The organism is Vibrio sp. R15-SG3-ISO1A (assembly GCF_059833955.1).
On the sequence record NZ_JCBDGH010000070.1, the window covers coordinates 1 to 24,236 of the forward strand.

Annotated in this window: 21 protein-coding genes, 2 tRNA genes and 2 rRNA genes; 20 read left to right on the forward strand and 5 right to left on the reverse strand. The window is 48.6% G+C overall.

Translation table 11 applies throughout. The annotated features are described in order from the left end of the window. The 4 genes from AC6R0L_RS11125 to AC6R0L_RS11140 all read left to right on the forward strand — a co-directional run. Nucleotides 1-1,142, forward strand: a 23S ribosomal RNA gene (locus AC6R0L_RS11125); the annotation flags it as partial. A 164-nt stretch (nt 1,143-1,306) separates the two neighbouring features. Then, a 5S ribosomal RNA gene (rrf, locus tag AC6R0L_RS11130) occupies nt 1,307-1,422 on the forward strand. Between the two features lie 41 nt (nt 1,423-1,463). Continuing rightward, nucleotides 1,464-1,540: transfer RNA gene (locus AC6R0L_RS11135), tRNA-Asp, on the forward strand. Between the two features lie 139 nt (nt 1,541-1,679). After that, nucleotides 1,680-1,756: transfer RNA gene (locus AC6R0L_RS11140), tRNA-Trp, on the forward strand. Between the two features lie 494 nt (nt 1,757-2,250). Here AC6R0L_RS11140 and suhB read toward each other — a convergent pair. Next, on the reverse strand, nt 2,251-3,054 hold the full coding sequence (gene suhB / locus AC6R0L_RS11145; protein ID WP_500629191.1) for an inositol-1-monophosphatase: 804 nt from the start codon (nt 3,052-3,054) through the stop codon (nt 2,251-2,253). Nucleotides 3,055-3,229: 175 nt separating this feature from the next. Here suhB and trmJ point away from each other — a divergent pair, with 175 nt between their 5' ends. The 13 genes from trmJ (at nt 3,230) to AC6R0L_RS11210 (ending at nt 15,229) form a co-directional block, all read left to right on the forward strand. After that, a complete protein-coding gene (trmJ, locus tag AC6R0L_RS11150) occupies nt 3,230-3,955 on the forward strand; it encodes a tRNA (cytosine(32)/uridine(32)-2'-O)-methyltransferase TrmJ (RefSeq protein ID WP_487901746.1) in 726 nt (241 codons plus the stop codon). Between the two features lie 114 nt (nt 3,956-4,069). Beyond that, complete coding sequence (iscR, locus tag AC6R0L_RS11155; protein ID WP_334551450.1) at nt 4,070-4,576, forward strand: Fe-S cluster assembly transcriptional regulator IscR; 507 nt, start codon at nt 4,070-4,072, stop codon at nt 4,574-4,576. Nucleotides 4,577-4,605: 29 nt separating this feature from the next. Next, nucleotides 4,606-5,820, forward strand: coding sequence for an IscS subfamily cysteine desulfurase (locus AC6R0L_RS11160; RefSeq protein WP_487901745.1), 1,215 nt, complete (start codon nt 4,606-4,608; stop codon nt 5,818-5,820). 48 nt (nt 5,821-5,868) lie between these two features. Beyond that, nucleotides 5,869-6,252, forward strand: coding sequence for a Fe-S cluster assembly scaffold IscU (iscU, locus tag AC6R0L_RS11165; RefSeq protein WP_138970401.1), 384 nt, complete (start codon nt 5,869-5,871; stop codon nt 6,250-6,252). A 60-nt stretch (nt 6,253-6,312) separates the two neighbouring features. Next, entirely contained in the window at nt 6,313-6,636 is a 324-nt protein-coding gene (gene iscA, locus AC6R0L_RS11170; protein ID WP_334551446.1) for an iron-sulfur cluster assembly protein IscA, read from the forward strand. 57 nt (nt 6,637-6,693) lie between these two features. Beyond that, nucleotides 6,694-7,209 carry a co-chaperone HscB gene (hscB, locus tag AC6R0L_RS11175; protein ID WP_334551445.1) on the forward strand — a complete coding sequence of 172 codons (516 nt, stop codon included), beginning with the start codon at nt 6,694-6,696 and terminating at the stop codon, nt 7,207-7,209. A 19-nt stretch (nt 7,210-7,228) separates the two neighbouring features. After that, nucleotides 7,229-9,082, forward strand: a complete 1,854-nt coding sequence (gene hscA / locus AC6R0L_RS11180) for a Fe-S protein assembly chaperone HscA (RefSeq protein ID WP_487901744.1) — start codon at nt 7,229-7,231, stop codon at nt 9,080-9,082. Between the two features lie 12 nt (nt 9,083-9,094). After that, nucleotides 9,095-9,433 carry an ISC system 2Fe-2S type ferredoxin gene (fdx, locus tag AC6R0L_RS11185; RefSeq protein ID WP_334551442.1) on the forward strand — a complete coding sequence of 113 codons (339 nt, stop codon included), beginning with the start codon at nt 9,095-9,097 and terminating at the stop codon, nt 9,431-9,433. 39 nt (nt 9,434-9,472) lie between these two features. Continuing rightward, nucleotides 9,473-9,667, forward strand: a complete 195-nt coding sequence (gene iscX / locus AC6R0L_RS11190) for a Fe-S cluster assembly protein IscX (protein ID WP_334551440.1) — start codon at nt 9,473-9,475, stop codon at nt 9,665-9,667. 166 nt (nt 9,668-9,833) lie between these two features. Beyond that, nucleotides 9,834-11,132, forward strand: a complete 1,299-nt coding sequence (pepB, locus tag AC6R0L_RS11195) for an aminopeptidase PepB (RefSeq protein ID WP_500629192.1) — start codon at nt 9,834-9,836, stop codon at nt 11,130-11,132. A gap of 86 nt (nt 11,133-11,218) precedes the next feature. Next, nucleotides 11,219-11,644 carry a nucleoside-diphosphate kinase gene (gene ndk, locus AC6R0L_RS11200; protein ID WP_334551437.1) on the forward strand — a complete coding sequence of 142 codons (426 nt, stop codon included), beginning with the start codon at nt 11,219-11,221 and terminating at the stop codon, nt 11,642-11,644. A 225-nt stretch (nt 11,645-11,869) separates the two neighbouring features. Further along, nucleotides 11,870-13,957 (forward strand): elongation factor G, encoded by a 2,088-nt coding sequence (gene fusA, locus AC6R0L_RS11205; RefSeq protein ID WP_487901741.1) that lies wholly within the window; start codon nt 11,870-11,872, stop codon nt 13,955-13,957. 237 nt (nt 13,958-14,194) lie between these two features. Beyond that, a complete protein-coding gene (locus tag AC6R0L_RS11210; RefSeq protein ID WP_500629193.1) occupies nt 14,195-15,229 on the forward strand; it encodes an ABC transporter substrate-binding protein in 1,035 nt (344 codons plus the stop codon). A gap of 60 nt (nt 15,230-15,289) precedes the next feature. On the opposite strand, the gene AC6R0L_RS11215 is transcribed toward AC6R0L_RS11210, so the two are convergent. The 4 genes from AC6R0L_RS11215 to AC6R0L_RS11230 form a co-directional block, all read right to left on the reverse strand. Beyond that, a complete protein-coding gene (locus tag AC6R0L_RS11215) occupies nt 15,290-16,195 on the reverse strand; it encodes a LysR substrate-binding domain-containing protein (RefSeq protein ID WP_487901739.1) in 906 nt (301 codons plus the stop codon). Between the two features lie 100 nt (nt 16,196-16,295). Beyond that, a complete protein-coding gene (locus AC6R0L_RS11220) occupies nt 16,296-17,981 on the reverse strand; it encodes an AMP-binding protein (protein WP_487901738.1) in 1,686 nt (561 codons plus the stop codon). Nucleotides 17,982-18,220: 239 nt separating this feature from the next. After that, a complete protein-coding gene (gene chrA / locus AC6R0L_RS11225; RefSeq protein WP_500629194.1) occupies nt 18,221-19,369 on the reverse strand; it encodes a chromate efflux transporter in 1,149 nt (382 codons plus the stop codon). Between the two features lie 232 nt (nt 19,370-19,601). Continuing rightward, nucleotides 19,602-20,684 carry an ABC transporter ATP-binding protein gene (locus tag AC6R0L_RS11230; protein ID WP_487901736.1) on the reverse strand — a complete coding sequence of 361 codons (1,083 nt, stop codon included), beginning with the start codon at nt 20,682-20,684 and terminating at the stop codon, nt 19,602-19,604. Between the two features lie 344 nt (nt 20,685-21,028). On the opposite strand from AC6R0L_RS11230, the gene AC6R0L_RS11235 reads away from it, so the two are divergent. From AC6R0L_RS11235 to AC6R0L_RS11245, 3 genes are all read left to right on the forward strand, one after another. Further along, nucleotides 21,029-21,949: a carbohydrate ABC transporter permease gene (locus AC6R0L_RS11235; protein ID WP_487901735.1), complete on the forward strand. Its 921-nt coding sequence runs from the start codon at nt 21,029-21,031 to the stop codon at nt 21,947-21,949. Further along, nucleotides 21,949-22,800 (forward strand): carbohydrate ABC transporter permease, encoded by an 852-nt coding sequence (locus AC6R0L_RS11240; RefSeq protein ID WP_500629195.1) that lies wholly within the window; start codon nt 21,949-21,951, stop codon nt 22,798-22,800. Before AC6R0L_RS11235 ends, AC6R0L_RS11240 begins: the two co-directional genes overlap by 1 nt. 133 nt (nt 22,801-22,933) lie before the next feature. After that, complete coding sequence (locus AC6R0L_RS11245) at nt 22,934-24,160, forward strand: ABC transporter substrate-binding protein (RefSeq protein ID WP_487901734.1); 1,227 nt, start codon at nt 22,934-22,936, stop codon at nt 24,158-24,160. Nucleotides 24,161-24,236 lie beyond the last annotated feature (76 nt).

Below are 24,236 nucleotides of genomic sequence, written 5' to 3' on the forward strand. Positions count from 1 at the left end.
TGGCTGCAACTGTTTATTAAAAACACAGCACTGTGCAAAATCGTAAGATGACGTATACGGTGTGACGCCTGCCCGGTGCCGGAAGGTTAATTGATGGGGTTAGACTTCGGTCGAAGCTCTTGATCGAAGCCCCGGTAAACGGCGGCCGTAACTATAACGGTCCTAAGGTAGCGAAATTCCTTGTCGGGTAAGTTCCGACCTGCACGAATGGCGTAATGATGGCCACGCTGTCTCCACCCGAGACTCAGTGAAATTGAAATCGCTGTGAAGATGCAGTGTACCCGCGGCTAGACGGAAAGACCCCGTGAACCTTTACTACAGCTTGGCACTGAACATTGAGCCTACATGTGTAGGATAGGTGGGAGGCTTTGAAGCAGGTACGCCAGTATCTGTGGAGCCGACCTTGAAATACCACCCTTGTATGTTTGATGTTCTAACTTAGCCCCGTTATCCGGGGTGAGGACAGTGCCTGGTGGGTAGTTTGACTGGGGCGGTCTCCTCCCAAAGAGTAACGGAGGAGCACGAAGGTGGGCTAATCACGGTTGGACATCGTGAGGTTAGTGCAATGGCATAAGCCCGCTTGACTGCGAGAATGACAATTCGAGCAGGTGCGAAAGCAGGTCATAGTGATCCGGTGGTTCTGAATGGAAGGGCCATCGCTCAACGGATAAAAGGTACTCCGGGGATAACAGGCTGATACCGCCCAAGAGTTCATATCGACGGCGGTGTTTGGCACCTCGATGTCGGCTCATCACATCCTGGGGCTGAAGTCGGTCCCAAGGGTATGGCTGTTCGCCATTTAAAGTGGTACGCGAGCTGGGTTTAGAACGTCGTGAGACAGTTCGGTCCCTATCTGCCGTGGGCGTTGGAAGATTGAAGGGGGCTGCTCCTAGTACGAGAGGACCGGAGTGGACGAACCTCTGGTGTTCGGGTTGTGATGCCAATCGCATTGCCCGGTAGCTAAGTTCGGAATCGATAACCGCTGAAAGCATCTAAGCGGGAAGCGAGCCCTGAGATGAGTCTTCCCTGATACTTTAAGTATCCTTAAGGGTTGTTCGAGACTAGAACGTTGATAGGCAGGGTGTGTAAGCGCTGTGAGGCGTTGAGCTAACCTGTACTAATTGCCCGTGAGGCTTAACCATACAACACCCAAAGGGTTTTGATGGACTCAATGAAAGAACATTGAATGTGTATAAAAAGAGACGAGTTTCTAGTTCCTAGTAGCTAGAAACGATAAACGACAGCTTTCCGAATTATTAAGTTCTAGGAACTAGGCACTAGCTTCTAGAAACTTAAACAGAATTTGCTTGGCGACCATAGCGATTTGGACCCACCTGATTCCATGCCGAACTCAGAAGTGAAACGAATTAGCGCCGATGGTAGTGTGGGGCTTCCCCATGTGAGAGTAGGACATCGCCAGGCTTCAAATTATGGACACTTGCTTAGGCGAGTGATACCACTGCGGAGTGGTAGTTCAGTTGGTTAGAATACCGGCCTGTCACGCCGGGGGTCGCGGGTTCGAGTCCCGTCCACTCCGCCACTTATATGAGAGTCGTCTCGATAAACACGAAGATAGGGGTACAGCTCCAATTGGCAGAGCAGCGGATTCCCCAAAGTCCTCGAGAAGGCGCGTGTTGGGAGTTCGAATCTCTCTTCCACGAACAATTTGAACCTATTTTAGGGGTGTAGCTCCAATTGGCAGAGCAGCGGATTCCAAATCCGCGTGTTGGGAGTTCGAATCTCTCCACCCCTGCCATATCTAAGGCTCTAGTCGAAAGACTAGAGCCTTTTTACTTTTTGATATTGAAGTGTTCAATTGATAGAGCAGCGGACTCCCCTAGTTACCAAAAACAGCGCGTGTTGGGAGCTGGAATGCCTGCCCACTCTTATCTCTCCATCCCTGCCATATTCAAGGCTAGAGCCTTTTGGTATCTATAAAACCCCGTGGTTGTGGCTGTCAACCAATGCTCAGAGCAGCGGATTACCCCTATTCCAAATCGTCGCGTATCGGGTGCTCGAGCCTATAGAGCACCAGCCCCGTCTCTCTAGTATCTCTATTAGGGGCTCTCGTTTTCGAACTTTTCATTAGCCAACACGTCACGAAATATCGATAACTAGCGACCGGAAAGCAAAGCTTGCTAAAAGCGATATTAGCGATATTGCCTTTAACCAGCATGCCGAAGGGGATATCTATCGTTAGATACAAAAAAGCCCACTCGGGAGTGGGCTAGAAATAGGGTGAAGCTTCGGTTACTTCAGGATAGCTTCGTTACCATTTTCACGGATGTGCTTAAGCATACCTTTCACGCCACGTGCGCTTGATGCCACAACGTTGCCTGACTTCATGTACTCCGTGCCGCCTGCAAAGTCTGTCACGATTGCGCCAGCTTCACGAGCAATCAGTTCACCTGCAGCGATGTCCCAAGGTTTCAGTCCTAGCTCGAAGTAACCGTCTACGCGGCCGGCAGCCATGTAGCATAGGTCCAACGCAGCTGAGCCAGTGCGACGGAAGTCTGAACAGTCAACAAAGAGCGCTGAAAGAATTTTTAGGTAAGATTCAGAGTGCTGTTTCTGCTTGAATGGGAAACCCGTTGCAAGCACAGTGCCTTGTAGATCTTTTAGCTGTTTCACTCGGATGCGCGCATTGTTGAGCTGTGCACCTGCGCCACGTTGCGCTGTAAACAGTTCATTAAGCATAGGATCGTAAACACACGCTACTTCCGCTTTACCTTTAAAACGAACAGCGATAGAAACGCAGAAATGAGGCAAACCTTTCACAAAGTTTGTGGTGCCATCCAGTGGGTCGATGATCCATTGTACGTCTTTATCTTTACCTTCAATAACCCCATTTTCTTCTGCAACAATGCAGTGCTCTGGGTATGAAGCCTTGATGGTATCGATAATGATAGCTTCTGCTTCTTTGTCGACGTTAGTGACAAAGTCGTTCGTGCCTTTCTGAGTTGATTCGATCTTCTCAGCATTTTCTAAAGATTTAGCAATATGGTTGCCAGCTTTTCGTGCAGCACGAATAGCGATATTAAGCATTGGATGCATACTAATTTCCCAACGGATGTTAAAGAACAGAAAAACGGGCGGGAGTATATCAGATTGCTCGACAAATGGAAGTGGTTATTTTTTGAACTGTTAATTTTTATGCTCTTAAGGGTCTGACCATTTTACTCAGGTATATGTTAATATCTCGCAGCGGTTTTTATCTTGGTACGGTTTGATGTTAAATAACGTTAAGGTTGTCTTAGTTGGCACCTCACATTCGGGCAATATTGGTTCTGCAGCGCGTGCGATGAAAGTCATGGGCTTATCCAACATGGTGTTGGTCGATCCTCAATGTGAAGTTGATGAACAAGCGATTGCGTTGGCGTCGGGGGCATCGGACATTGCGTTGAACGCCGAAGTGGTCAGCACCTTAGAAGAGGCAGTAAAAGAGTGTGTGCTAGTGGTAGGTTCGAGTGCCCGCTCCAGAACCCTTGAATGGCCGATGTTGACACCTAGAGAGTGCGGCAAAAAATTTGTCGTTGAAGGGCAGCAGGCTCCTGTAGCGCTCGTCTTTGGGCGAGAACGAACTGGGCTAACTAACGAGGAGTTGCAAACGTGTCACTATCACGTGTGCATACCTGCGAACCCGGAGTACAGCTCTCTCAATCTCGCTATGGCAGTGCAAACCCTCAGCTACGAAGTCCGAGTGGCTTATCTCGATGCCGAGCAAGCGCAATATGCCCCATCTGAGGTGGAATACCCCAAGCATAAAGAGTTGGAAATGTTCTTTGAGCACCTTGAAAAAGTCGCAACCGAGACCCAGTTTATAAATCAGCAGCAGCCCGGTAAAGTGATGAACAAGGTGCGCCGTTTGTTCAATCGAGCGAGGCCTGAGGCCCAAGAGCTCAATATTTTGCGTGGTATGTTGAGCGCTATCGAGAAGCAGCTTTTCAAAGGGTAAACCACAAAAATCTTAGGGATGAATACCTGAGTAAATTAGTCAATTAAATACTTGACCATTTTGGTCAAGTATGAAAAACTTCCTACCACATAAACGATGTGGATATGGTGTTATATGAGACTTACATCTAAAGGAAGATACGCAGTGACAGCCATGTTAGATGTGGCTCTGCACTCACAACAAAATCCAGTGCCGCTTGCGGACATTTCTGAGCGTCAAGGCATCTCCTTGTCTTACTTAGAGCAACTGTTTTCTAAGCTACGTAAAGCTGGCCTAGTGGCGAGTGTACGTGGCCCTGGTGGTGGTTACCGTCTTGGTGCAGAAGCGAATACTATTGCTATTGGTACTGTTATCGCAGCGGTCGATGAGTCGGTCGATGCGACGAAATGCAATGGTAAAGGTGACTGCCAAGGTGGTACTCGCTGCCTAACTCATACGCTATGGCGTGACCTGAGTTCTCGAATTAGTGATTTCCTCAACAACATCACACTCGGTGAGTTGATGAATGACAATGAAGTATTAGAAATTTCAGACCGTCAAGATATCGATCTTGCTGTCAATCATGGGTTTACCAACAAAAATACAAGCACCGCACCCATCGGTGTCAACGTCCGCTCTTAAGCGGTCTGCCTGTTACATTGGAGTAGAGAATGAAACTGCCGATTTATTTAGATTATTCAGCGACTTGCCCAGTTGATCCACGTGTTGCTGAAAAAATGGTTCAGTACATGACAATGGACGGTACGTTTGGCAACCCTGCATCACGTTCACACCGTTACGGTTGGCAGGCTGAAGAGGCGGTAGACACAGCCCGTGAAAACATTGCAGATTTGCTCAATGCCGATCCTCGTGAAATCGTCTTTACGTCAGGCGCGACTGAATCTGACAACCTCGCTATCAAAGGTGCTGCACACTTCTATGAGAAGAAAGGTAAACATATCATTACCTGCAAAACCGAGCACAAAGCAGTTCTTGATCCTTGCCGTCAATTAGAGCGTGAAGGCTTTGAGGTGACATACCTAGAGCCAGAATCAAACGGCATCATCGATATGAAGAAGCTTGAAGCGGCGATGCGTGACGACACGGTTCTTGTATCTATCATGCATGTGAACAACGAAATCGGTGTGATTCAAGATATCGCCTCTATTGGTGAGTTGTGTCGTGAGCGCAAGATTGTTTTCCACGTCGACGCAGCGCAGTCTGCGGGCAAAGTGCCTATCGATGTTCAAGAGATGAAAGTTGATCTGATTTCTCTTTCAGCGCACAAAGCGTACGGTCCTAAAGGCATTGGCGCCTTGTACGTCCGTCGTAAGCCCCGTATTCGTCTAGAAGCGCAAATGCACGGTGGTGGTCATGAACGCGGATTCCGTTCTGGCACACTGGCAACACATCAGATTGTCGGTATGGGCGAAGCCTTCCGTATCGCAAAGGAAGAGATGCAGAAAGATCACGACCATGCTTTGGCATTGCGTGAGCGTCTACTCAATGGTGTGAAAGACTTAGAAGCCGTGACCATTAATGGTGACTTAGAGCAACGTGTACCACAAAATCTAAACATCAGTTTCGCGTTTGTAGAAGGTGAATCTTTGCTTATGTCGCTGAAAGATCTTGCGGTGTCTTCAGGCAGTGCGTGTACCTCTGCCAGCCTTGAGCCATCTTATGTACTGCGCGCTCTCGGTTTAGATGATGAACTGGCACACAGCTCAATTCGCTTCTCATTTGGTCGTTTCACCACTGAAGAAGAAATTGATTACGCAATTGAACAAATTCGCGTAGCGGTAAACAAGCTACGTGACATGTCTCCTCTATGGGATATGTACAAGGAAGGGGTCGACCTAAGCACTGTTGAGTGGGCGCACCACTAATAGATAGGTTTCCCCAGGGAATGAGATAGAGGATTCGAGGTAAATATCATGGCATACAGCGAAAAAGTAATTGATCACTACGAAAACCCACGTAACGTTGGTTCGTTTGATAAAGAAGATCCATCGGTTGGTAGCGGCATGGTTGGCGCACCAGCGTGTGGTGACGTAATGAAACTGCAAATCAAAGTGACCCCAGAGGGCATTATTGAAGACGCGAAATTTAAGACTTACGGTTGTGGTAGCGCGATTGCGTCTAGCTCTCTCGTCACCGAGTGGGTAAAAGGTAAGAGCATCGATGAAGCCGCGGCGATTAAGAACGCGGAAATTGCTGAGGAGCTCGAGCTTCCACCGGTAAAAGTACACTGCTCTATTTTGGCGGAAGACGCCATTAAAGCAGCCGTTGCTGACTATAAGAAAAAACACCAACAATAAGTTACAATGGGAGGCTCGCTCTCCCATTATCATCGTCAAATAAAAAAACTAAGGTGCAGTATGGCCATCACAATGACAGAGACAGCGGCAAGCCGCGTAAGAACCTTCTTAGAAAACCGAGGTAAAGGCATCGGCTTGCGCTTAGGTGTGAAAACGACAGGTTGCTCTGGTATGGCGTATGTGCTCGAGTTTGTCGATGATCTCAATGAAGAAGATGAAGTATTTGAGCATTCTGGTGTCAAAGTGATCATTGACAAGAAAAGCCTCGTTTACCTAGATGGCACCGAACTTGATTATGTTAAGGAAGGGCTCAACGAAGGTTTTGAGTTCAACAACCCGAACGCAAAAGGCGAGTGTGGTTGTGGTGAGAGCTTTAACGTTTAATTGATGATATGGGTAGGGCATGTCCCTACCGATTGACGACCAAGGACAGAATTCTTAATGAATTACTTTGAATTATTTGGGCTACCAAGTCAGTTTAATCTGGATGGTAGCCTTCTTTCTTCACAGTTCCGTGAACTCCAGAAGCGTTTTCATCCAGACAACTTTGCCAGTGGTTCTGAGCGTGATCGTTTAATGGCGGTACAGAAAGCTTCTGAGATCAATGACGCTTACCACGTGCTAAAAAATCCCATCAGCCGGGCGGAGTATATTCTGCAACAGCAAGGGGTGGACATTCGCTCGGAGCAGCAGACGATGCAGGATCCGATGTTTCTCATGGAGCAAATGGAGCTGCGTGAAGAGCTAGAAGAAATGAGCCAGAGTGGCGATGTGGAGACGGCGCTGTTTGACTTCGATGCGAAAGTCAGCCGCATGCATCAGCAGCAGTTGGAGAGTATGCAGCAGCAACTGGATGAACAACGCTGGATAGAAGCAGCGGACAGCGTCAGAAAACTCAAATTCATTGCGAAATTAAAACACGAAATTGAGCGAGTCGAAGATAACCTCCTCGGCTAGTGAGTAACAAGGATCCATCATGGCATTACTTCAAATTGCAGAGCCTGGCCAGAGTTCTGCTCCCCATGAGCACAAACTCGCGGCGGGTATTGATTTAGGTACAACCAACTCTCTGGTGGCTTCGGTACAAAGCGGCCAAGCCAAGACATTAAAAGATGAGCAAGGTCGAAGCCTATTGCCTTCGATTGTGAACTACTCGGGTGACAAAATCGAAGTAGGCTATGACGCTGCTGCTCAAGCTGAGGCGGATCCGGAAAACACCATTATTTCCGTTAAACGCTTGATTGGACGCTCTTTATCCGACATCCAAACCCGTTACCCCAACTTACCTTATGAGATGCAAGCCAGTGACAATGGATTGCCAGTACTGCGCACTGCAATGGGGAACAAGAACCCAATTGAAGTTTCGGCAGATATTTTGCGCTCACTGGGTCAACGCGCAGAACAAAGCCTAGGTGGCGAATTGGCTGGCGTTGTCATTACTGTGCCAGCCTACTTTGATGATGCGCAGCGCGCGGGCACAAAAGATGCGGCAAAACTGGCTGGTCTGCATGTGCTACGTTTGCTCAATGAGCCAACCGCCGCCGCGATTGCGTATGGTTTGGACTCCGGGCAAGAAGGCGTGATCGCGGTTTACGATCTTGGTGGCGGCACTTTTGATATCTCAATTCTCCGCCTCTCTAAAGGCGTTTTTGAGGTATTGGCGACAGGCGGTGATTCTGCGTTGGGCGGCGATGATTTCGATCACTTGCTCGCTGATTATCTGATCGACAAAGCCGGGATAACCACGCGCCTTTCCAGTCATGATTACCGCGTAGCCCTTAATGTGGCCACTCGAACCAAAATTGCTTTTTCAGATCAAGAGGCCGTTGATGTCTCGCTGCTCAATTGGCAAGGTACGGTGACGCGCGCAGAATTCGAAACATTGATTCAACCGCTGGTGAAAAAAACACTGCTGTCTTGTCGCCGTGCACTGAAAGATGCTCAGGTTGAAGCCAATGAAGTGCAAGAAGTCGTGATGGTTGGCGGTTCCACACGAACGTTGCTAGTGCGTGAAATGGTCGGTGAGTTCTTTAACCGCACTCCGCTGACCAGCATCAACCCAGATGAAGTGGTGGCGATTGGCGCAGGTATCCAAGCGGATGTGCTGGCAGGCAACAAACCGGACTCTGAAATGTTGCTGCTGGATGTGATTCCATTGTCGCTCGGCATCGAGACGATGGGAGGATTGGTTGAAAAAATCATTCCACGCAATACGACGATTCCTGTTGCTCGTGCGCAAGAATTTACGACTTTCAAAGATGGTCAAACAGCGATGAGTGTGCACATTGTGCAAGGTGAACGTGAAATGGTGGACGATTGTCGCTCATTAGCTCGTTTCTCCCTAAAAGGCATTCCGCCGATGGCCGCTGGTGCAGCGCACGTCCGTGTGACCTACCAAGTCGATGCGGATGGTTTGCTCTCAGTGACTGCGATGGAAAAGAGCACGGGCGTTCAGTCTGAGATTCAAGTGAAACCGTCATACGGTCTCAGTGACGATGAAGTCGCGAACATGCTACGTGACTCCATGACGCACGCCAAAGAAGACATGATGGCTCGCGCATTGGCAGAGCAGCGTGTAGAGGCTGACCGTGTGATTGAAGGTCTACTCGCCGCCATGCAAGCGGATGGCGACGAGCTACTTTCAGAACAAGAGCGCCAACAACTGTTGCACGTTATCGAGCAATTGATAGCGCTACGTAATGGTGATGATGCCGATGCGATTGAGCAAGGTATCAAAGAAACAGACAAAGCGAGCCAAGACTTCGCCTCTCGTCGTATGGACAAATCGATTCGCGCGGCACTGTCTGGTCAGTCCGTGGACGAACTATAAGAGAAACACGTTATGCCTAAGATTATTGTATTGCCTCACGAAGATTTGTGCCCTGAAGGGGCGGTGCTAGACGCTCAATCGGGCGAAACAGTACTGGATGTGGCATTAAAAAACGGAATTGGAATTGAACATGCTTGCGAAAAATCGTGTGCATGCACGACGTGCCACGTTGTGATCCGTGAAGGCTTTGATTCGCTCGAAGAGAGCGATGAGCTGGAAGATGACATGCTAGATAAAGCGTGGGGTTTGGAGCCAGAATCACGCCTGGGCTGTCAAGCGAGAGTTGCGGATGAAGATTTGGTTGTGGAAATTCCAAAGTACACATTGAACCACGCATCAGAAGATCATTAATCACCGTACCCCATGTGAGTTGAAATAGGAAGGTAAGCAATGAAATGGACAGATTCACGCGATATTGCCATCGAGCTGTGTGACAAATTTCCAGATACGGATCCTAAAACTGTGCGCTTTACGGATCTTCATCAGTGGATTTTAGAGCTCGATGACTTCGATGATGAGCCCAACCGCTCCAATGAAAAAATCCTCGAAGCCGTCATCTTATGCTGGATGGATGAGATGGATTAACGCGGGTTGAGAGAAAACCTTGCAGAGTTAACAAAACTTACTAAAAAAAACGGACCCTATGGTCCGTTTTTTTATCAAGTTGACACTTTAACCCTACAAAATGCTAACATCCGTCAAAGCATAGAATAAGAGCGTAGGCAGCGCTCAGATAAGACAAGGAGAAACCATGTCTACAACGATGTCTGTTTTTTTAAGCCAACAAGCCGCCGCACCACAATGGGGTGAAAAAGCCATCCTTTCATTCGTGGCGAATGGCGCAACGATCCACCTTAGCGACAGTCATGATTTAGGCGCGATTCAGCGTGCTGCGCGCAAGTTAGAAGCGCAAGGTATTCGAGAAGCTTCACTCGAGGGCGAAGGATGGGATCTAGAAAGCATTTGGGCTTTCCATCAAGGCTTCCGTGCCCCGAAGAAAACCAGCCAGCTTTCCTGGGGCGCTCTGTCAGATGCGGATCAAGCTGAGCTCGATGCGCGCATCAAAGCGACGGAGTTCACCCGAGATATCATCAATAAACCCGCTGAAGAGGTGGCGCCACGTCAGCTGGCCACTATGGCGGCAGAGTTCATCAAATCCGTTGCACCAGAAGGGACAGTGACGGCACGTATTGTTAAAGACAAAGACCTTCTCGCTGAAGATTGGCAGGGTATCTATGCCGTCGGTCGTGGCTCAGAGCGCACATCCGCAATGCTACAATTGGATTACAACCCGACTGGTGATGAGAATGCACCCGTCTTTGCTTGCCTTGTAGGTAAAGGCATCACGTTTGACTCAGGCGGCTACAGTCTAAAACCTTCGAACATGATGACGGCAATGAAGTCAGATATGGGTGGCGCTGGCACGATCACTGGTGGTCTCGCCCTCGCGATCATGCGTGGCTTGAACAAACGTGTGAAGCTTATCCTTTGCTGTGCAGAGAACATGATTTCAGGCCGAGCACTTAAACTGGGTGACATCATTACCTACAAAAACGGTAAAACCGTTGAAATCATGAATACGGACGCTGAAGGCCGTCTGGTATTGGCGGATGGTTTGATTTATGCGAGCGAGCAGCAGCCAGAGCTGATTATTGATTGTGCGACCCTCACTGGTGCAGCCAAACATGCGCTTGGTAATGACTACCATGCACTGTTTAGTTTTGACGATGAGCTAGCGCATCAAGCGCTGACCTCTGCGAAAGCAGAGAAAGAGGGATTGTGGCCGCTACCATTGGCGGACTTCCACCGTGGCATGTTGCCGTCTAACTTTGCCGATCTTTCTAACATCAGCAGTGGCGACTATGCACCAGGTGCGAGTACCGCAGCCGCGTTCTTGTCCTACTTCGTTGATGATTACAAAAAAGGTTGGTTGCATTTTGACTGTGCGGCCACTTACCGCAAGGGTCCAACGGACAAGTGGGCCGCAGGCGCTACAGGCGTCGGCGTACGAACCTTAGCGCGTGTATTGCAAGAGCAGGCTGGCGAATAGCGGCATGGCCGAAAGGCCATGTTCTATTGTGATTACACAACACCCTATATTTTCATATAACTATACTAATGACTGAAGGATGACTTATGGCTCTAGAAAGAACCTTTTCCATTATCAAGCCCGATGCGGTAGAGAGAAATCTGATTGGTGAGATTTACCATCGCATTGAAAAAGCGGGGCTTCGTATCATTGCTGCGAAAATGGTCCATTTAACCCAAGAACAGGCCAGTGGTTTTTACGCTGAACACGAAGGGAAGCCTTTTTTTCCTGCATTGAAAGAGTTTATGACTTCAGGCCCGATTATGGTTCAAGTTCTAGAAGGGGAAAATGCGATTGCCCGTTACCGTGAGCTGATGGGAACAACAAACCCTGAAGAAGCCGCTTGCGGCACGATTCGTGCTGACTATGCGCTGAGTATGCGTCACAACTCGGTTCACGGTTCTGACAGTCCTGAGTCGGCAGCGCGCGAGATCGAGTTCTTCTTCCCTCAGTCAGAAATCTGCCCACGTTAATTGTTATTCGGGCAGAAAATGATCAATGCTGTTTGCCTTGGCAAGCAGCATTTTTTATCGCGAGATATTGAATCAATCCGGTTGAGATTAGTAAGAAAGACTGAAAATTCCTGCTAAGATTGATGAGAAAAGTTTTTTTGAACACAAGTGCACACGAGGGTATCAGTCTTGACAGATTGTGATATACTCTGCGCGCAATTTATACCTTATAAACAGAGTAAGACAATGGCAGATTTATCAAAGTACAGAAACATTGGTATTTTCGCGCACGTTGATGCGGGTAAAACTACCACCACTGAGCGTATCCTTAAGCTTACTGGTAAAATCCACAAAACTGGTGAAGTACATGACGGTGAGTCTACGACTGACTTCATGGAGCAGGAAGCTGAGCGCGGTATTACTATCCAGTCTGCTGCGGTAACTTGTGAGTGGAATGGCCACCGCCTAAACGTTATCGATACTCCGGGACACGTTGACTTTACAGTTGAAGTATACCGTTCACTAAAAGTTCTTGATGGTGGTATCGGTGTTTTCTGTGGTTCTGGTGGTGTTGAGCCTCAGTCAGAAACGAACTGGCGCTACGCGAACGAATCAGAAGTATCTCGTCTGATCTTCGTAAACAAACTAGACCGTATGGGCGCAGACTTCTTCAACGTTGTTGACCAAGTTAAGAACGTTCTAGCGGCTAACCCACTAGTGATGGTTCTTCCAATCGGCCGTGAAGATGACTTCGTTGGTGTGGTTGATCTGCTATCTCGTAAAGCGTACGTATGGGATGACTCTGGTCTTCCTGAGAACTACGAAATCCTAGACGTTCCAGCTGACATGGTTGATGACGTTGAACAGTACCGTGAAGAGCTAATCGAAACGGCTGTTGAGCAAGACGACGACCTAATGGAAGCGTACATGGAAGGTGAAGAGCCTTCTATCGAAGACATCAAGCGTTGTATCCGTAAAGGTACACGTGACCTAGCATTCTTCCCAACATTCTGTGGTTCTGCATTTAAGAACAAGGGTGTTCAGCTAGTACTAGACGCAGTGGTAGATTACCTACCATCGCCAACAGAAGTGGAGCCTCAGCCTCTAACTGATCCAGAAACTGGTGAGCCAACTGGTGAAGTTGCAACAGTATCTGCAGACGAGCCTCTACGTGCTCTAGCGTTTAAGATCATGGACGACCGTTTTGGCGCGCTAACCTTCATCCGTATCTACTCAGGTGTGATGAAGAAAGGTGATACGATCCTTAACGCGGCAACAGGTAAAACTGAGCGTATCGGCCGTATGTGTGAAATGCAAGCTGATGACCGTAACGAGATCACTGAAGCGCAAGCGGGTGACATCATCGCTGTTGTTGGTATGAAGAACGTTCAAACAGGTCACACTCTATGTGATCCTAAGCACGAATGTACTCTAGAGCCAATGATCTTCCCTGAGCCAGTAATCTCGATTGCTGTATCACCAAAAGACAAAGGTTCAACTGAGAAAATGGGTATCGCGATCGGTAAAATGGTTGCAGAAGATCCATCTTTCCAAGTAGAGACTGACGAAGATTCAGGCGAAACTATCCTAAAAGGTATGGGTGAACTTCACCTAGACATCAAGGTAGACATCCTTAAGCGTACTTACGGTGTTGAGCTAGAAGTCGGTGCACCGCAGGTAGCTTACCGTGAGACTATCACTCAAGCAGTTGAAGATAGCTACACGCACAAGAAGCAGTCTGGTGGTTCTGGTCAGTTCGGTAAGATTGACTACCGTATCAAACCAGGTGAGCCAAACTCTGGCTTTACGTTCAAGTCAACAGTTGTTGGTGGTAACGTACCTAAAGAATTCTGGCCTGCAGTAGAGAAAGGCTTCGAGAGCATGATGGAAACGGGTGTTCTAGCTGGCTTCCCTACGCTAGACGTAGAAGTTGAGCTATTCGACGGTGGCTTCCACGCAGTTGACTCATCAGCAATCGCTTACGAAATTGCAGCGAAAGGTGCATTCCGTCAGTCTATGCCTAAAGCAGGTGCTCAGCTTCTAGAGCCTATCATGCACGTTGACGTATTCTCTCCAGATGACAACGTAGGTGATGTAATCGGTGACCTCAACCGTCGTCGTGGCATGATCAAAGATCAACAAGCTGGTGCAACAGGTGTTCGTATTAAAGCTGACGTTCCTCTATCTGAGATGTTCGGCTACATCGGTCACCTACGTACTATCACTTCTGGTCGTGGTCAGTTCTCTATGGAGTTCGCTCACTACGCACCATGTCCAGCAAACGTTGCTGAGCAAGTTATCGCTGAAGTGAAAGAGCGCAACGCTAAGAAGTAATTCTTAACCGCGTATCACTTTTGTGATGATTACAAACCTTCGATGCGAAAGCATCGGAGGTTTTTTTATGCCTGTTTTTGACCACGTTTTCTCTTTAGACCAGCAGTTATCTGCGCTCGCTAAGCGATAACAAATATTGTTCATAACGATTAATTAATTTCCCTTTCAATTGATTAACAATTAAATAATTATGCATCCGAATCCCAGCGCGTTGCTGGACAGGTTGGATCGCATACCATGAAAGTGTTTTCTAAAGTAGTGGGTCTGAGCGCATTGTTACTCAGCCTTTCTTCTCACGCAGATAATAAAGTTTTGAACGTTTACGCTTGGGGTGGCTACTTGCCAGAAGCGTCATTAAAAGCGTTCGAGAAACAAGAAGGCGTAACGATTAACTATTCAACATTTGAAAATAATGAATCAATGTACACCAAGTTAAAACTGGTGAAAGGATCAGGTTACGATGTGGTATTCGCTTCGGCGTACTTTATCGAGAAAATGGGACGTGAAGGACTACTGGCTGAGATAGATCATGCGCAAGTCCCAAATATGGGCGACGCGATGGAAGGGTTATTGGGCCAAGCTCATGATCCTGACAATCGTTACTCTTTGCCTTACATTTGGGGCGTGACGGGCATCAGCTACAATGAATCCCTTGTCGACGAGCCTGTCACCAAATGGGCACAGCTTTGGGATGCGAAATACGCACAACAGGTGATGCTGATCGACGATATTCGTGACGTATTTGGTATGGCGCTGAAATTGAATGGTCATAGCATCAACACAAAGAACGAAGACGAGATCAAGCAGGCCTACGAATCGTTAGTAGCCTTGAGAGATAACGTCCTACTTTATAACTCTGATGCACCACAAATGCCTTACGTTTCCGGTGAAGCCTCTGTTGGTATGCAGTGGAATGGTAATGCCTACCAAGGCCAAGTCGAAATGCCAGAGCTGAAGTTTGTGATGCCAGAAGAGGGCGCGGTATTGTGGATGGATAACTTTACTATTCCATCAGGCAGCCAAAACAAAGCATTGGCACACAAGTTCATTAACTTTATGTACCAAGCTGAGCAGCAAGCTGAGATCGTCAATAGCCTAGGCTATGCGTCCGCAACGAATGCAGGCCGCGCATTGCTCGCTGACGAACTTAAGAATAACCCGACGATTTTCCCAGCGGTGGAAGACATCAAGAAAGGGGAGTTCATTAACGACGTTGGCGCTGAGACCTTAGCAGTGTATGAGAAGTACTGGCAACGTCTGAGAACCCAATAGTCGGGTCAGCTCTAAGCTTAATCGTAACACGCCCCTAGCGAGGTATCGCTGGGGGCGATGTTATTCACAAGGGGCAATTTCATTACTCAGCCAGTGGGCGAAAGCTTGAATACGATCGCGCCTTGTCGATTCTCGATCATAGAAGAGATTAAACTGAATACCCGGGGTCATGCCGATATCGAAGGGCTTCATGAGTAGTCCACGTTCGACGTAATCAGCCGCGAGTGAGTCAGACACTAAGCAGGCGCCATGCCCGGCCATGACGGCGTTCATTGCGTGATCGAAGGTACTGACATCCATCCAACGAACCGACTCTTTTTCCATCTTTATACCGGCTTTAGCAAACCAACTTTTCCAAGGGTAACCGCCAGACTCATAGTGAATTAACCAACTGGCCAGCAGCTGTTCGGGCTGAGTCAGGTTAATGGACTTGGCTAAGTGAGGCGAGCAAAAAGGATAAATGATCTCTTCAAACAGGAACTCTTTGTGAAGTTTCGATGGGCACTCTTCACCCAGCGTCTCACCTTGCCAAATGACCACATCCGCTTCACCTTGTTTTAAGTTTGGCGCGTCACAGCTAGTGATGATCCGAATGGGGATGTTGGGATGCTGGCTTGAGAACTTCCATAGACGTGGCAATAACCAACGAGAGGCAAATGAAGGCGTAGAGCTGACACAGAGCAACCCTTCGACCGGCTCAGCTTGAATCTGATTGAGCCCTGAAATGATCTGTTCGAACCCTTGAGAGACATGCTTATACAGCACCTTGCCTTGCTCAGTGAGGCGCATTTCTCGACCATCACGCACGAACAGTTTGCATCCTAAGCCATCTTCAAGTTGACGTATTTTTTGGCTCACCGCCGCCTGACTGACGAACAGCGCTTCAGCCGCTCGACTGTAGCTGTTGTGCCTCGCCGCGACTTCGAAATACCGTAACCCCGGAAGATGATGCAGCCTTGCATCCATAGACGATCCTTTTCAATCACATTTTGCTCGTCACTATACATGACGAAAAAAAGGAGAACCATGTTCTCCTTAACTTCTCGATAAGATAGAGTGATTAGCGTTACTCTTCCCAGACAACGAGTTGACCTTTCGGCCAGTTGTGGCCCACGTCGTGGTACTTCTGTTCCAGTACATGGCGTTTGATCTTGAGTGTGGGCGTTAGAATGCCATTTTCGATGCTCCACGGCTCTTTGATCATCAGTACCCCTTTGATTTGCTCATGCGATTCGAGCTCTTGGTTCATCCGCGCAATCACTTTTTTGGTGGTGCGTTCATAGCGAGCACGGTCAAAGTTAGGAAAGTCATGCGGGACGACGAGCAAAATCGGGGCGGGCAGACCGAGGCCAATTAAACACATCATTTCAACGCGGCTGTATTCGAACAGTTTCTTCTCAATGGGCACTGGCGCGACAAATTTACCTTTGGCGGTTTTGAAAGTGTCTTTTTTGCGTCCTTGAATGGTCAAGTAGCCTTCAGCATCGATAGCGCCGATGTCGCCAGTATGTAGCCAACCTTCGCTGTCGAATGACTCCTGACTGGCAATGTCATTTTTGTAGTAGCCAGAGAACATCCCTTTACTGCGTACCATGATTTCATCATCGTCGGCAATTTTGAGTTCGATTCCGGGGCCAGCATTGCCGACACTGCCAATCTTATCAGCGCGGAACGGGTAGTTGAGTGTGCTGTAGGCAAAGGACTCAGTCATCCCCCAAGCCTCAGTAATATTGAGGCCGACACTGTGATACCAATCGAGCAAAGCGGGTGACACCGGCGCAGAGCCACAGCCGAGCACGCGTGCTTGATCTAAGCCCAGGCCATCGGCGAGCTTTTTCTTGATAAGGGAATTAACGAACGGAATCTTGAGCAGAATATTGAGCTTCTTCTGTGGCAATTTATCTTGGATACGTTGTTGGAACAGAGTCCAGAGTCTGGGAACAGAGATAAACAGAGTCGGGCGCTGCATTTTGACATCTTCGATAAAGGTATCAAGTGACTCTGGGAAGGCCGTTTGGACGCCACCCATGATGGAGGACCCAAAGATGTACACACGCTCGGTAATGTGCGCCAAAGGGAGGTAGGAGAATAGGCGATCGTTCTCTTCAATGCCGATATGATTGATCAACTGCTGCGCAGACCAACTGAATGCGCCATAAGTCAACATTGCCCCTTTCGGTAGACCCGATGTCCCTGATGTATACACCAGCGACATTAACTTATCATCGCAGTGCTCGGCACGAAAATCCGTTGGAGCATGCTGCGCCATTAAGTCGTTGAACTGATGTTGGCACTTTGGCGCAGTGTCATAGGGCAGCGCGATAGTAATCAAGTCTGCTTGTCCATCAATCACTTCCTGAGTGGCGCCAGCATCATCGAGTTTGCCGCCAATCAGAGCTTTACTTTCACTATGGGTCACACAGTATTCAATCGTGTCAGCACCGGCGGTCGGGAAGATGGGCACGCTGACAAAATCGCCCAACATCATCGCCAAGTCACAAATGAACCACTCGGCGCAGTTTTTCGATACCAGTGCGACTTTGTCACGTGGTTTAAGACCTAGCGCTTGCAGTGCTGAGACTAATCTGAGCGCTTTGTCTGCAACCTCGGCGTAAGTGTATTCGACAAACTGGCGGTTGATGATCTGTTTTAGATAGACCTGATTAGGGCGTTCCTCTGCCCATTTCAAAATCATCTCGTTCGGTGGGGGGAGAGCACAGGACGGTTTGCGTAACTCGTTAGGCTGAATCATTCTCTAACTCCGTGTTATTGGCAAATGGGTACATTATTTTTATTGTTAACAGCTTGTTAACTTTAGCATGTAAATGAAAAGTGAGTGAAGCGAATCCTAGGGGGCAAACTGGTAAGATGTGATGAAACAGAGGATTTCAAGGTGAAGCGAACGGTGTAGATGTGAGCCGTCTGGCATTGTGTTGTATGTAGCGATACATTTGCGAGCGCTTTGCACGCTCGCAAACCCTGTGAGAACGACTAGAGGGTCAGGTGGCCGACCACCGCGCCTAAAAGCATAAAGAGCACCACCATCCATACAATCGGTAGTTTGTATTGTTTCATCAAGTAAATACCGAGCACGACGAGCGCCAGATCCACCGAAGATAAAACCGCGCTACTAAACACAGGTTGATACAAGGCCGCCAACAATAATCCCACCACGGCGGCATTCACGCCTTGCAACGCGCCTGACACGGCGGGCCTTTGCGCCAACGATTGCCAGTTTTTCAGTACGCCTAAGAGCAGCAGAAACCCGGGTAAGAAGACCGCGAGGGTGGCCAGTAGAGCCCCAAAAATCGGCGCGTTCGGCAGTAAGGCGTAGCCGATGTAAGTGGCAAACGTGAACATCGGACCCGGGACGGCTTGTGCGGCGGCGTACCCGGTAAGGAAGAGATCTTGTGACAGCCTATCACCGACCAACTCTTGCAGCAGTGGCAGAACCACATGACCGCCACCAAAAACCAAACTACCCGCTTGGAAAAAGTTATTAAATAGCTGCAATGCATCAGAACGTGCTGCGACTAAGGGTAAACCCATGAACAGCACAGCAAAAAGTGCGAGAGGCCATAGGCTTGGAGTAAAGGCACTCGGCGGTGTTGACGTTTCGCGGCCTAAGAACTTTACGCCAATCGCAGCGGCCAGCAACAAAACCATCACTTGGGTGACAATGCTCGGCATAACGAGCAGTGCGATCGCAGTCGCCACGCAGAGGCTGACGCTTAGGCGAGTTTGGCAGAAGTTCTTGTACATCCCTAAGGTGGCATCGGCGACCACAACCACTGCCAGTAACTTCAGTCCGTGGACGATATGTTGAAACAACGTGGCATCGGTGACTTGGCTGCTGACCAATGCGAGCGCCAACATGATCACGATAGAGGGGGTGGTAAAGCCGATAAAGGCGGCAAGGGCACCAAGCAATCCGCCTTTTTTGTAGCCTAACGCGAAGCCGACTTGGCTTGAACCTGGGCCGGGTAGAAACTGACTGAGCGCGACGATTTGCGCGTATTCCTCATCACTGAGCCATCGGCGTTTTTCTACAAAGGTATGACGAAAATAACCGATATGGGCGGCAGGGCCACCAAAGCTAATCCAGCCTAGCCAAAAGAAGGTTTTGAAAATCGCTAGCATTGCTCAACGCATCCTTAGTGTGATTGAAAAACAAGGCATTATAGAGAGAGGAAGGTTGGCCTTGTCAGTAAGGGCGTCATGGTCTCAATGGAATATGTCACTTTTATGACAAAGATTGGCATTGAAAAGCTCAGTAACAAATTGGGTGAGTGAATACGAGTGACAAAGAGAGGGGATAACAAACAAGGCCAGCCAAAGGGCTGACCTGTTCAACGTGAGGAGTTAAAACGCCTTACTCTATGCGAATGCCTTGGTCATCGAATAGGTGACAATCGCTCTGTTTGCAGCTTAGCGCCATAGTTTGGAATTTAGTGACCTCTTGATCGCCAGGTAGGTGTACTTTGAACCCATCAACGCCACAAGATTGACCAAACATGTAGGTGCTGTTGCCCAACCGTTCGACTACTTCACTTTGGAACTCAATCTGCACTGGGTTGTCATTGTTGATCTCTAAATGTTCAGGACGAATACCGAGAGTGACTTTATCGCCAGCGTGCAGTGCGCGCTGCACCGCGGGCAGATGGAATACCTTGCCGTCTTGACTTACCAAGGTCAGGCCAGAGCTATTGGCTTGCTCGACTTGGGTTGGAATGAAGTTCATTTTCGGTGAGCCGATGAAGCCAGCAACAAATTCGTTTTGCGGTTTGTGGTAGAGCTCTAGCGGCGAGCCCACCTGCTCAACACGACCATCGCGCAGGACGACGATTTTATCGGCGAGCGTCATGGCTTCGACTTGATCGTGCGTTACGTAGATCATGGTGTTTTGCAGATCTTGATGCAGCTTGGCGATTTGCAGACGCATGTCGACGCGCAGTTCTGCATCGAGGTTGGAGAGGGGCTCATCAAAAAGGAACACTTTGGGGTTACGTACAATGGCGCGGCCAATAGCGACACGCTGACGCTGACCGCCAGAGAGCTCTTTTGGTTTACGCTGCAACAAGTGATCAAGCTGTAGCGTTTTCGCCGCGCCGTTCACTTGCTTGTCGATGTACTCTTTAGGGTGACCGTTCATTTTCAGGCCAAAGCCCATATTCTCTTCAACAGTCATATGAGGGTAGAGGGCGTAAGATTGGAATACCATCGCCACGCCTCGCTCGGCAGGATCAACGTCATTGACGATGTGGTTGTCGATACTGATTTCGCCTTCGGTGATCTCTTCTAAACCGGCCACAAGACGAAGCAGGGTCGATTTACCACAACCGGATGGTCCAACAAAAACCACAAACTCTCCATTGTCGATCTCAAGATCCACACCATGGATGGTTTGAACGTCACCGAAACGCTTGATGACTTTCTTTAAGCTGATGTCAGCCATAAATACTCCTTGCCCATATGGCTAATAAGTTTCGTTTTGTGAGCGAATACGCTCGTTTAACGTGAGTTGTTTTTTGTTTCTGTCTAAAACATACGCTTTTCCGCGATTTTTGTTAGTTGCTCAATGGCAATAGTTGATCCTTGTCATGGTTTTTGGAGGAAAATAGGTCAATTTTGTGGAAACGTTTACAAAATTAATTTCTCTCCCTATATAAAATAAAGTGGATGGCTAATATGTATTCGTAGATGCGATAAAACTTCATCTTTTGGTTTCTTTTTGTCTACTTTATATAAGTGAAACTTTAACGAACAGAAACGACGAGATGTGACAAGGAGTCACACAAAATGGAGCAATCTGTGAAAACGATATACCCAGAAAATCGTCTCCCCTCAGCCAGACGTAAATCTCGGGTGAGTGCCAAGCTCTCCCCTTGGCTGTTTTTAGCGCCTGCGATGGCGATTTTTGCCGTTTATGTTATCTATCCGATTCTAGACAGTATTTGGCTCAGTTTCTTTGAATGGGATGGGCTAGGTGAAAAAACATGGGTCGGCCTAGACAACTATCGTGAGTTGTTTGATTCCGATGCGTTTTACACCTCATTGAAAAACAACTTCCTTTGGCTAGTGTTCTTTATGCTCGCCCCGCCGATTGGTTTAGCGATCGCGCTCTTTCTTAACCAACAGGTGAGAGGGATTCGTGTTGTTAAATCGCTGTTCTTCTTCCCCTTTGTTATTTCGCAAGTGGTCGTCGGTTTGGTGTTTGCTTGGTTCTATGACCCGTCGTTTGGCTTGTTCAATATTGTGTTGGGTGGTCTCGGTTTCGAGCCGGTTTCTATTTTGGCCAACGAAGATTACGTCACCTACGGCATCATTGCCGCCGGTCTGTGGCCACAGATCTCTTACTGCATGATTTTGTACCTCACGGGTTTGAACAACTTGGATCCAGAGCAGCTTGAAGCGGCGCGTCTTGATGGTGCGAAAAAGTGGCGCATGTTGTGGTACGTGGTGTTACCGCAGCTTCGCCCAGCGACCTTCATTGCGATTGTGGTGACCGTGATTGGTGCGCTGCGCTCATTTGACTTGGTTGCCACCATGACAGCCGGTGGCCCGTGGGGCAGCTCGACGGTATTGGCTTACCAGATGTATGAAGAGTCCATTTTTAACTACCGAATGGGTTATGGCGCGGCAGTTTCCGTTGTGTTGTTCCTCATCATGGATGTGTATATCGCGTACTTCTTATGGCGTATGTTGAGGAGTGAAAAATAATGTACCCACAACCGATTCAAAAATCTGGCCGTTTTGTCAATATCAGCTATCGCGTCGCGTTGCCACTGTCGATCGTGATGTGGTTACTGCCATTGATTGCGGTGATGATGACCTCAATTCGCTCGATAGAAGACATCAACACTGGTAATTACTGGGGCTGGCCAAGCGAAATCCAGTTTCTCGAAAACTACACTCAAGTCTTTACCTCAACCGCAATGGGCCAATACCTGCTCAACAGTTTGATGATCACTTTGCCTGCGGTTGCTGGGGCGGTGGCGCTGTCGACATTAGCGGGCTTTGCCTTAGCGAAGTACAACTTCAAGGCAAACATCTGGATCTTCGCGATGTTCATCGCGGGTAACTTTGTACCCTTCCAGATCCTGATGATCCCAGTGCGCGATTTGACCATCAGCTTTGGTCTCTACGACACCCATTGGGCGCTTATTTTCTTCCATATCGCGTTTCAAGCCGGATTTTGTACCTTGTTTATGCGCAATTTCATCGTCGGTATTCCGGATGCCTTGATTGAAGCGGCGCGCGTTGAAGGGGTCACCGAATGGAAGATCTTCTGGCACGTGGTATTGCCCTTAGTTCGTCCAGCATTAGCGGCGTTGGCGGTGCTGGTTTTTACCTTCATCTGGAACGACTTTTTCTGGGCATTGGTCTTAGTGCAAAGTGATGAAGTCCGTCCGGTTACTGCGGGGCTTAGCTCACTGCAAGGTCAGTGGCTGGCGTCTTGGCAGCTGATGTCGGCAGGCGCGATCGTTGCGGCGATTCCACCTGTGGTGCTGTTTTTTACCATGCAGCGTCACTTCATCGCCGGCTTAACCCTAGGTGCGACCAAAGGATAACAGGATTAACAAATTGCTGGTGGGCGAAACCCCCATTTGGCTCACCAGCAGGTCTATGCAGTAACAGACTCTACACAGCAACAAAACAATAAATTGGACCAAGAGCCTTAGGCTCAATAACAAGGACCTGAATATGAAATACGTGAAACACCTTGCTGCTACCGCAATACTCGGTGCAACTCTTTCTACATCCGCATGGGCAGGCACTTTGGTGATCAACTCTGACGCCTCAGACCCTGCACCTAAAGAGGCGTGGGCTGAAATCATCAAGCGATTTGAGCAAGAGTACCCGGATGTCACCGTCAAATATAACCTCTACGATCATGAAGCGTACAAAACGACCATCCGCAACTGGTTGGTCACTTCGCCGCCGGATGTGGTGTTCTGGTATGCGGGTAACCGTATGAAAACCTTCGTTGATCGTGGCCTGTTTGAAGATGTGAGTGACATCTGGACAGACAACAACATGAAGCAAGACTTCACCGCTTCGGCGCCCGCGATGACGGTCAACGGCAAGCAATACGGTGTGCCTTACACTTATTACCAATGGGGTATCTACTACCGCCAAGACATCTTTGAGCAGTACGGTATTGCTGAGCCCAAAACGTGGGACGATCTACTTAAAGCCTCGGCGACATTGAAAGAGAATGGCGTGGCACCGTTTACCATCGGTACTAAATATCTTTGGACGGCGGCGGGTTGGTTTGATTACATCAACTTACGTACCAACGGCCTCGATTTCCATATCCAGTTGATGGACGGCAAAGTGCCTTACACCGATGAGCGAGTGAAGAAAACCTTCGCGAACTGGGCACAGTTGGTGGAGCCTGGTTATTTCCTAGAAAACCATGCGTCTTACTCTTGGCAAGAGGCGCAGCCGTTCCTCTACAACGGTCAGGCGGCGATGTATCTGATGGGTAACTTCATTACCCCTAACTTCCCGAAAGAGTTGGATGGCAAAATGGGCTTCTTCCAATTCCCGGTGATCGACCCTTCCGTTCCGATGGCGGAAGACGCGCCGATGGATACGATTCACATCCCATCAAAAGCGAAAAACAAAGAAGACGCACGTAAGTTCCTTCAGTTTGTCGCTCGTGCGGAAAACCAGCAATTGATCAACGAGATGTTGTTGCAGATCCCAACCAACAATAAAGCGAAAGCGAAAGCGGATCCGTTCCTAGACAAAGGGGTGGAAATGCTGGCGAACGCGGAAGGTACGGCGCAGTTCTATGACCGAGATACCGATCCTGCAATGGCGAAAGAAGGGATGAAGGGCTTCCAAGAGTTCATGGTTCACCCTGATCGCATCGACGACATTTTGCAAAAACTGGATAAGGTCAGTAAACGCACCTTCAAATAAGGTTTTGATACGCTGACGGCGAGTCTATTCCCCTGTACATAGACCTGCCAGAGTCAGCCGACTGAGCGCACTGCTC

Coding starts and splice junctions, on each gene's coding strand:
- hscA (WP_487901744.1), top strand. CDS start 7,229: ATGGCATTACTTCAAATTGCAGAGCCTGGCCAGAGTTCTGCTCCCCAT.
- AC6R0L_RS11215 (WP_487901739.1), bottom strand. CDS start 16,195: ATGGATGCAAGGCTGCATCATCTTCCGGGGTTACGGTATTTCGAAGTC.
- iscA (WP_334551446.1), top strand. CDS start 6,313: ATGGCCATCACAATGACAGAGACAGCGGCAAGCCGCGTAAGAACCTTC.
- ndk (WP_334551437.1), top strand. CDS start 11,219: ATGGCTCTAGAAAGAACCTTTTCCATTATCAAGCCCGATGCGGTAGAG.
- suhB (WP_500629191.1), bottom strand. CDS start 3,054: ATGCATCCAATGCTTAATATCGCTATTCGTGCTGCACGAAAAGCTGGC.
- AC6R0L_RS11245 (WP_487901734.1), top strand. CDS start 22,934: ATGAAATACGTGAAACACCTTGCTGCTACCGCAATACTCGGTGCAACT.
- fusA (WP_487901741.1), top strand. CDS start 11,870: ATGGCAGATTTATCAAAGTACAGAAACATTGGTATTTTCGCGCACGTT.
- AC6R0L_RS11235 (WP_487901735.1), top strand. CDS start 21,029: ATGGAGCAATCTGTGAAAACGATATACCCAGAAAATCGTCTCCCCTCA.
- iscU (WP_138970401.1), top strand. CDS start 5,869: ATGGCATACAGCGAAAAAGTAATTGATCACTACGAAAACCCACGTAAC.
- iscR (WP_334551450.1), top strand. CDS start 4,070: ATGAGACTTACATCTAAAGGAAGATACGCAGTGACAGCCATGTTAGAT.
- fdx (WP_334551442.1), top strand. CDS start 9,095: ATGCCTAAGATTATTGTATTGCCTCACGAAGATTTGTGCCCTGAAGGG.
- chrA (WP_500629194.1), bottom strand. CDS start 19,369: ATGCTAGCGATTTTCAAAACCTTCTTTTGGCTAGGCTGGATTAGCTTT.
- iscX (WP_334551440.1), top strand. CDS start 9,473: ATGAAATGGACAGATTCACGCGATATTGCCATCGAGCTGTGTGACAAA.
- hscB (WP_334551445.1), top strand. CDS start 6,694: ATGAATTACTTTGAATTATTTGGGCTACCAAGTCAGTTTAATCTGGAT.
- trmJ (WP_487901746.1), top strand. CDS start 3,230: ATGTTAAATAACGTTAAGGTTGTCTTAGTTGGCACCTCACATTCGGGC.
- pepB (WP_500629192.1), top strand. CDS start 9,834: ATGTCTACAACGATGTCTGTTTTTTTAAGCCAACAAGCCGCCGCACCA.
- AC6R0L_RS11160 (WP_487901745.1), top strand. CDS start 4,606: ATGAAACTGCCGATTTATTTAGATTATTCAGCGACTTGCCCAGTTGAT.
- AC6R0L_RS11240 (WP_500629195.1), top strand. CDS start 21,949: ATGTACCCACAACCGATTCAAAAATCTGGCCGTTTTGTCAATATCAGC.
- AC6R0L_RS11230 (WP_487901736.1), bottom strand. CDS start 20,684: ATGGCTGACATCAGCTTAAAGAAAGTCATCAAGCGTTTCGGTGACGTT.
- AC6R0L_RS11210 (WP_500629193.1), top strand. CDS start 14,195: ATGAAAGTGTTTTCTAAAGTAGTGGGTCTGAGCGCATTGTTACTCAGC.
- AC6R0L_RS11220 (WP_487901738.1), bottom strand. CDS start 17,981: ATGATTCAGCCTAACGAGTTACGCAAACCGTCCTGTGCTCTCCCCCCA.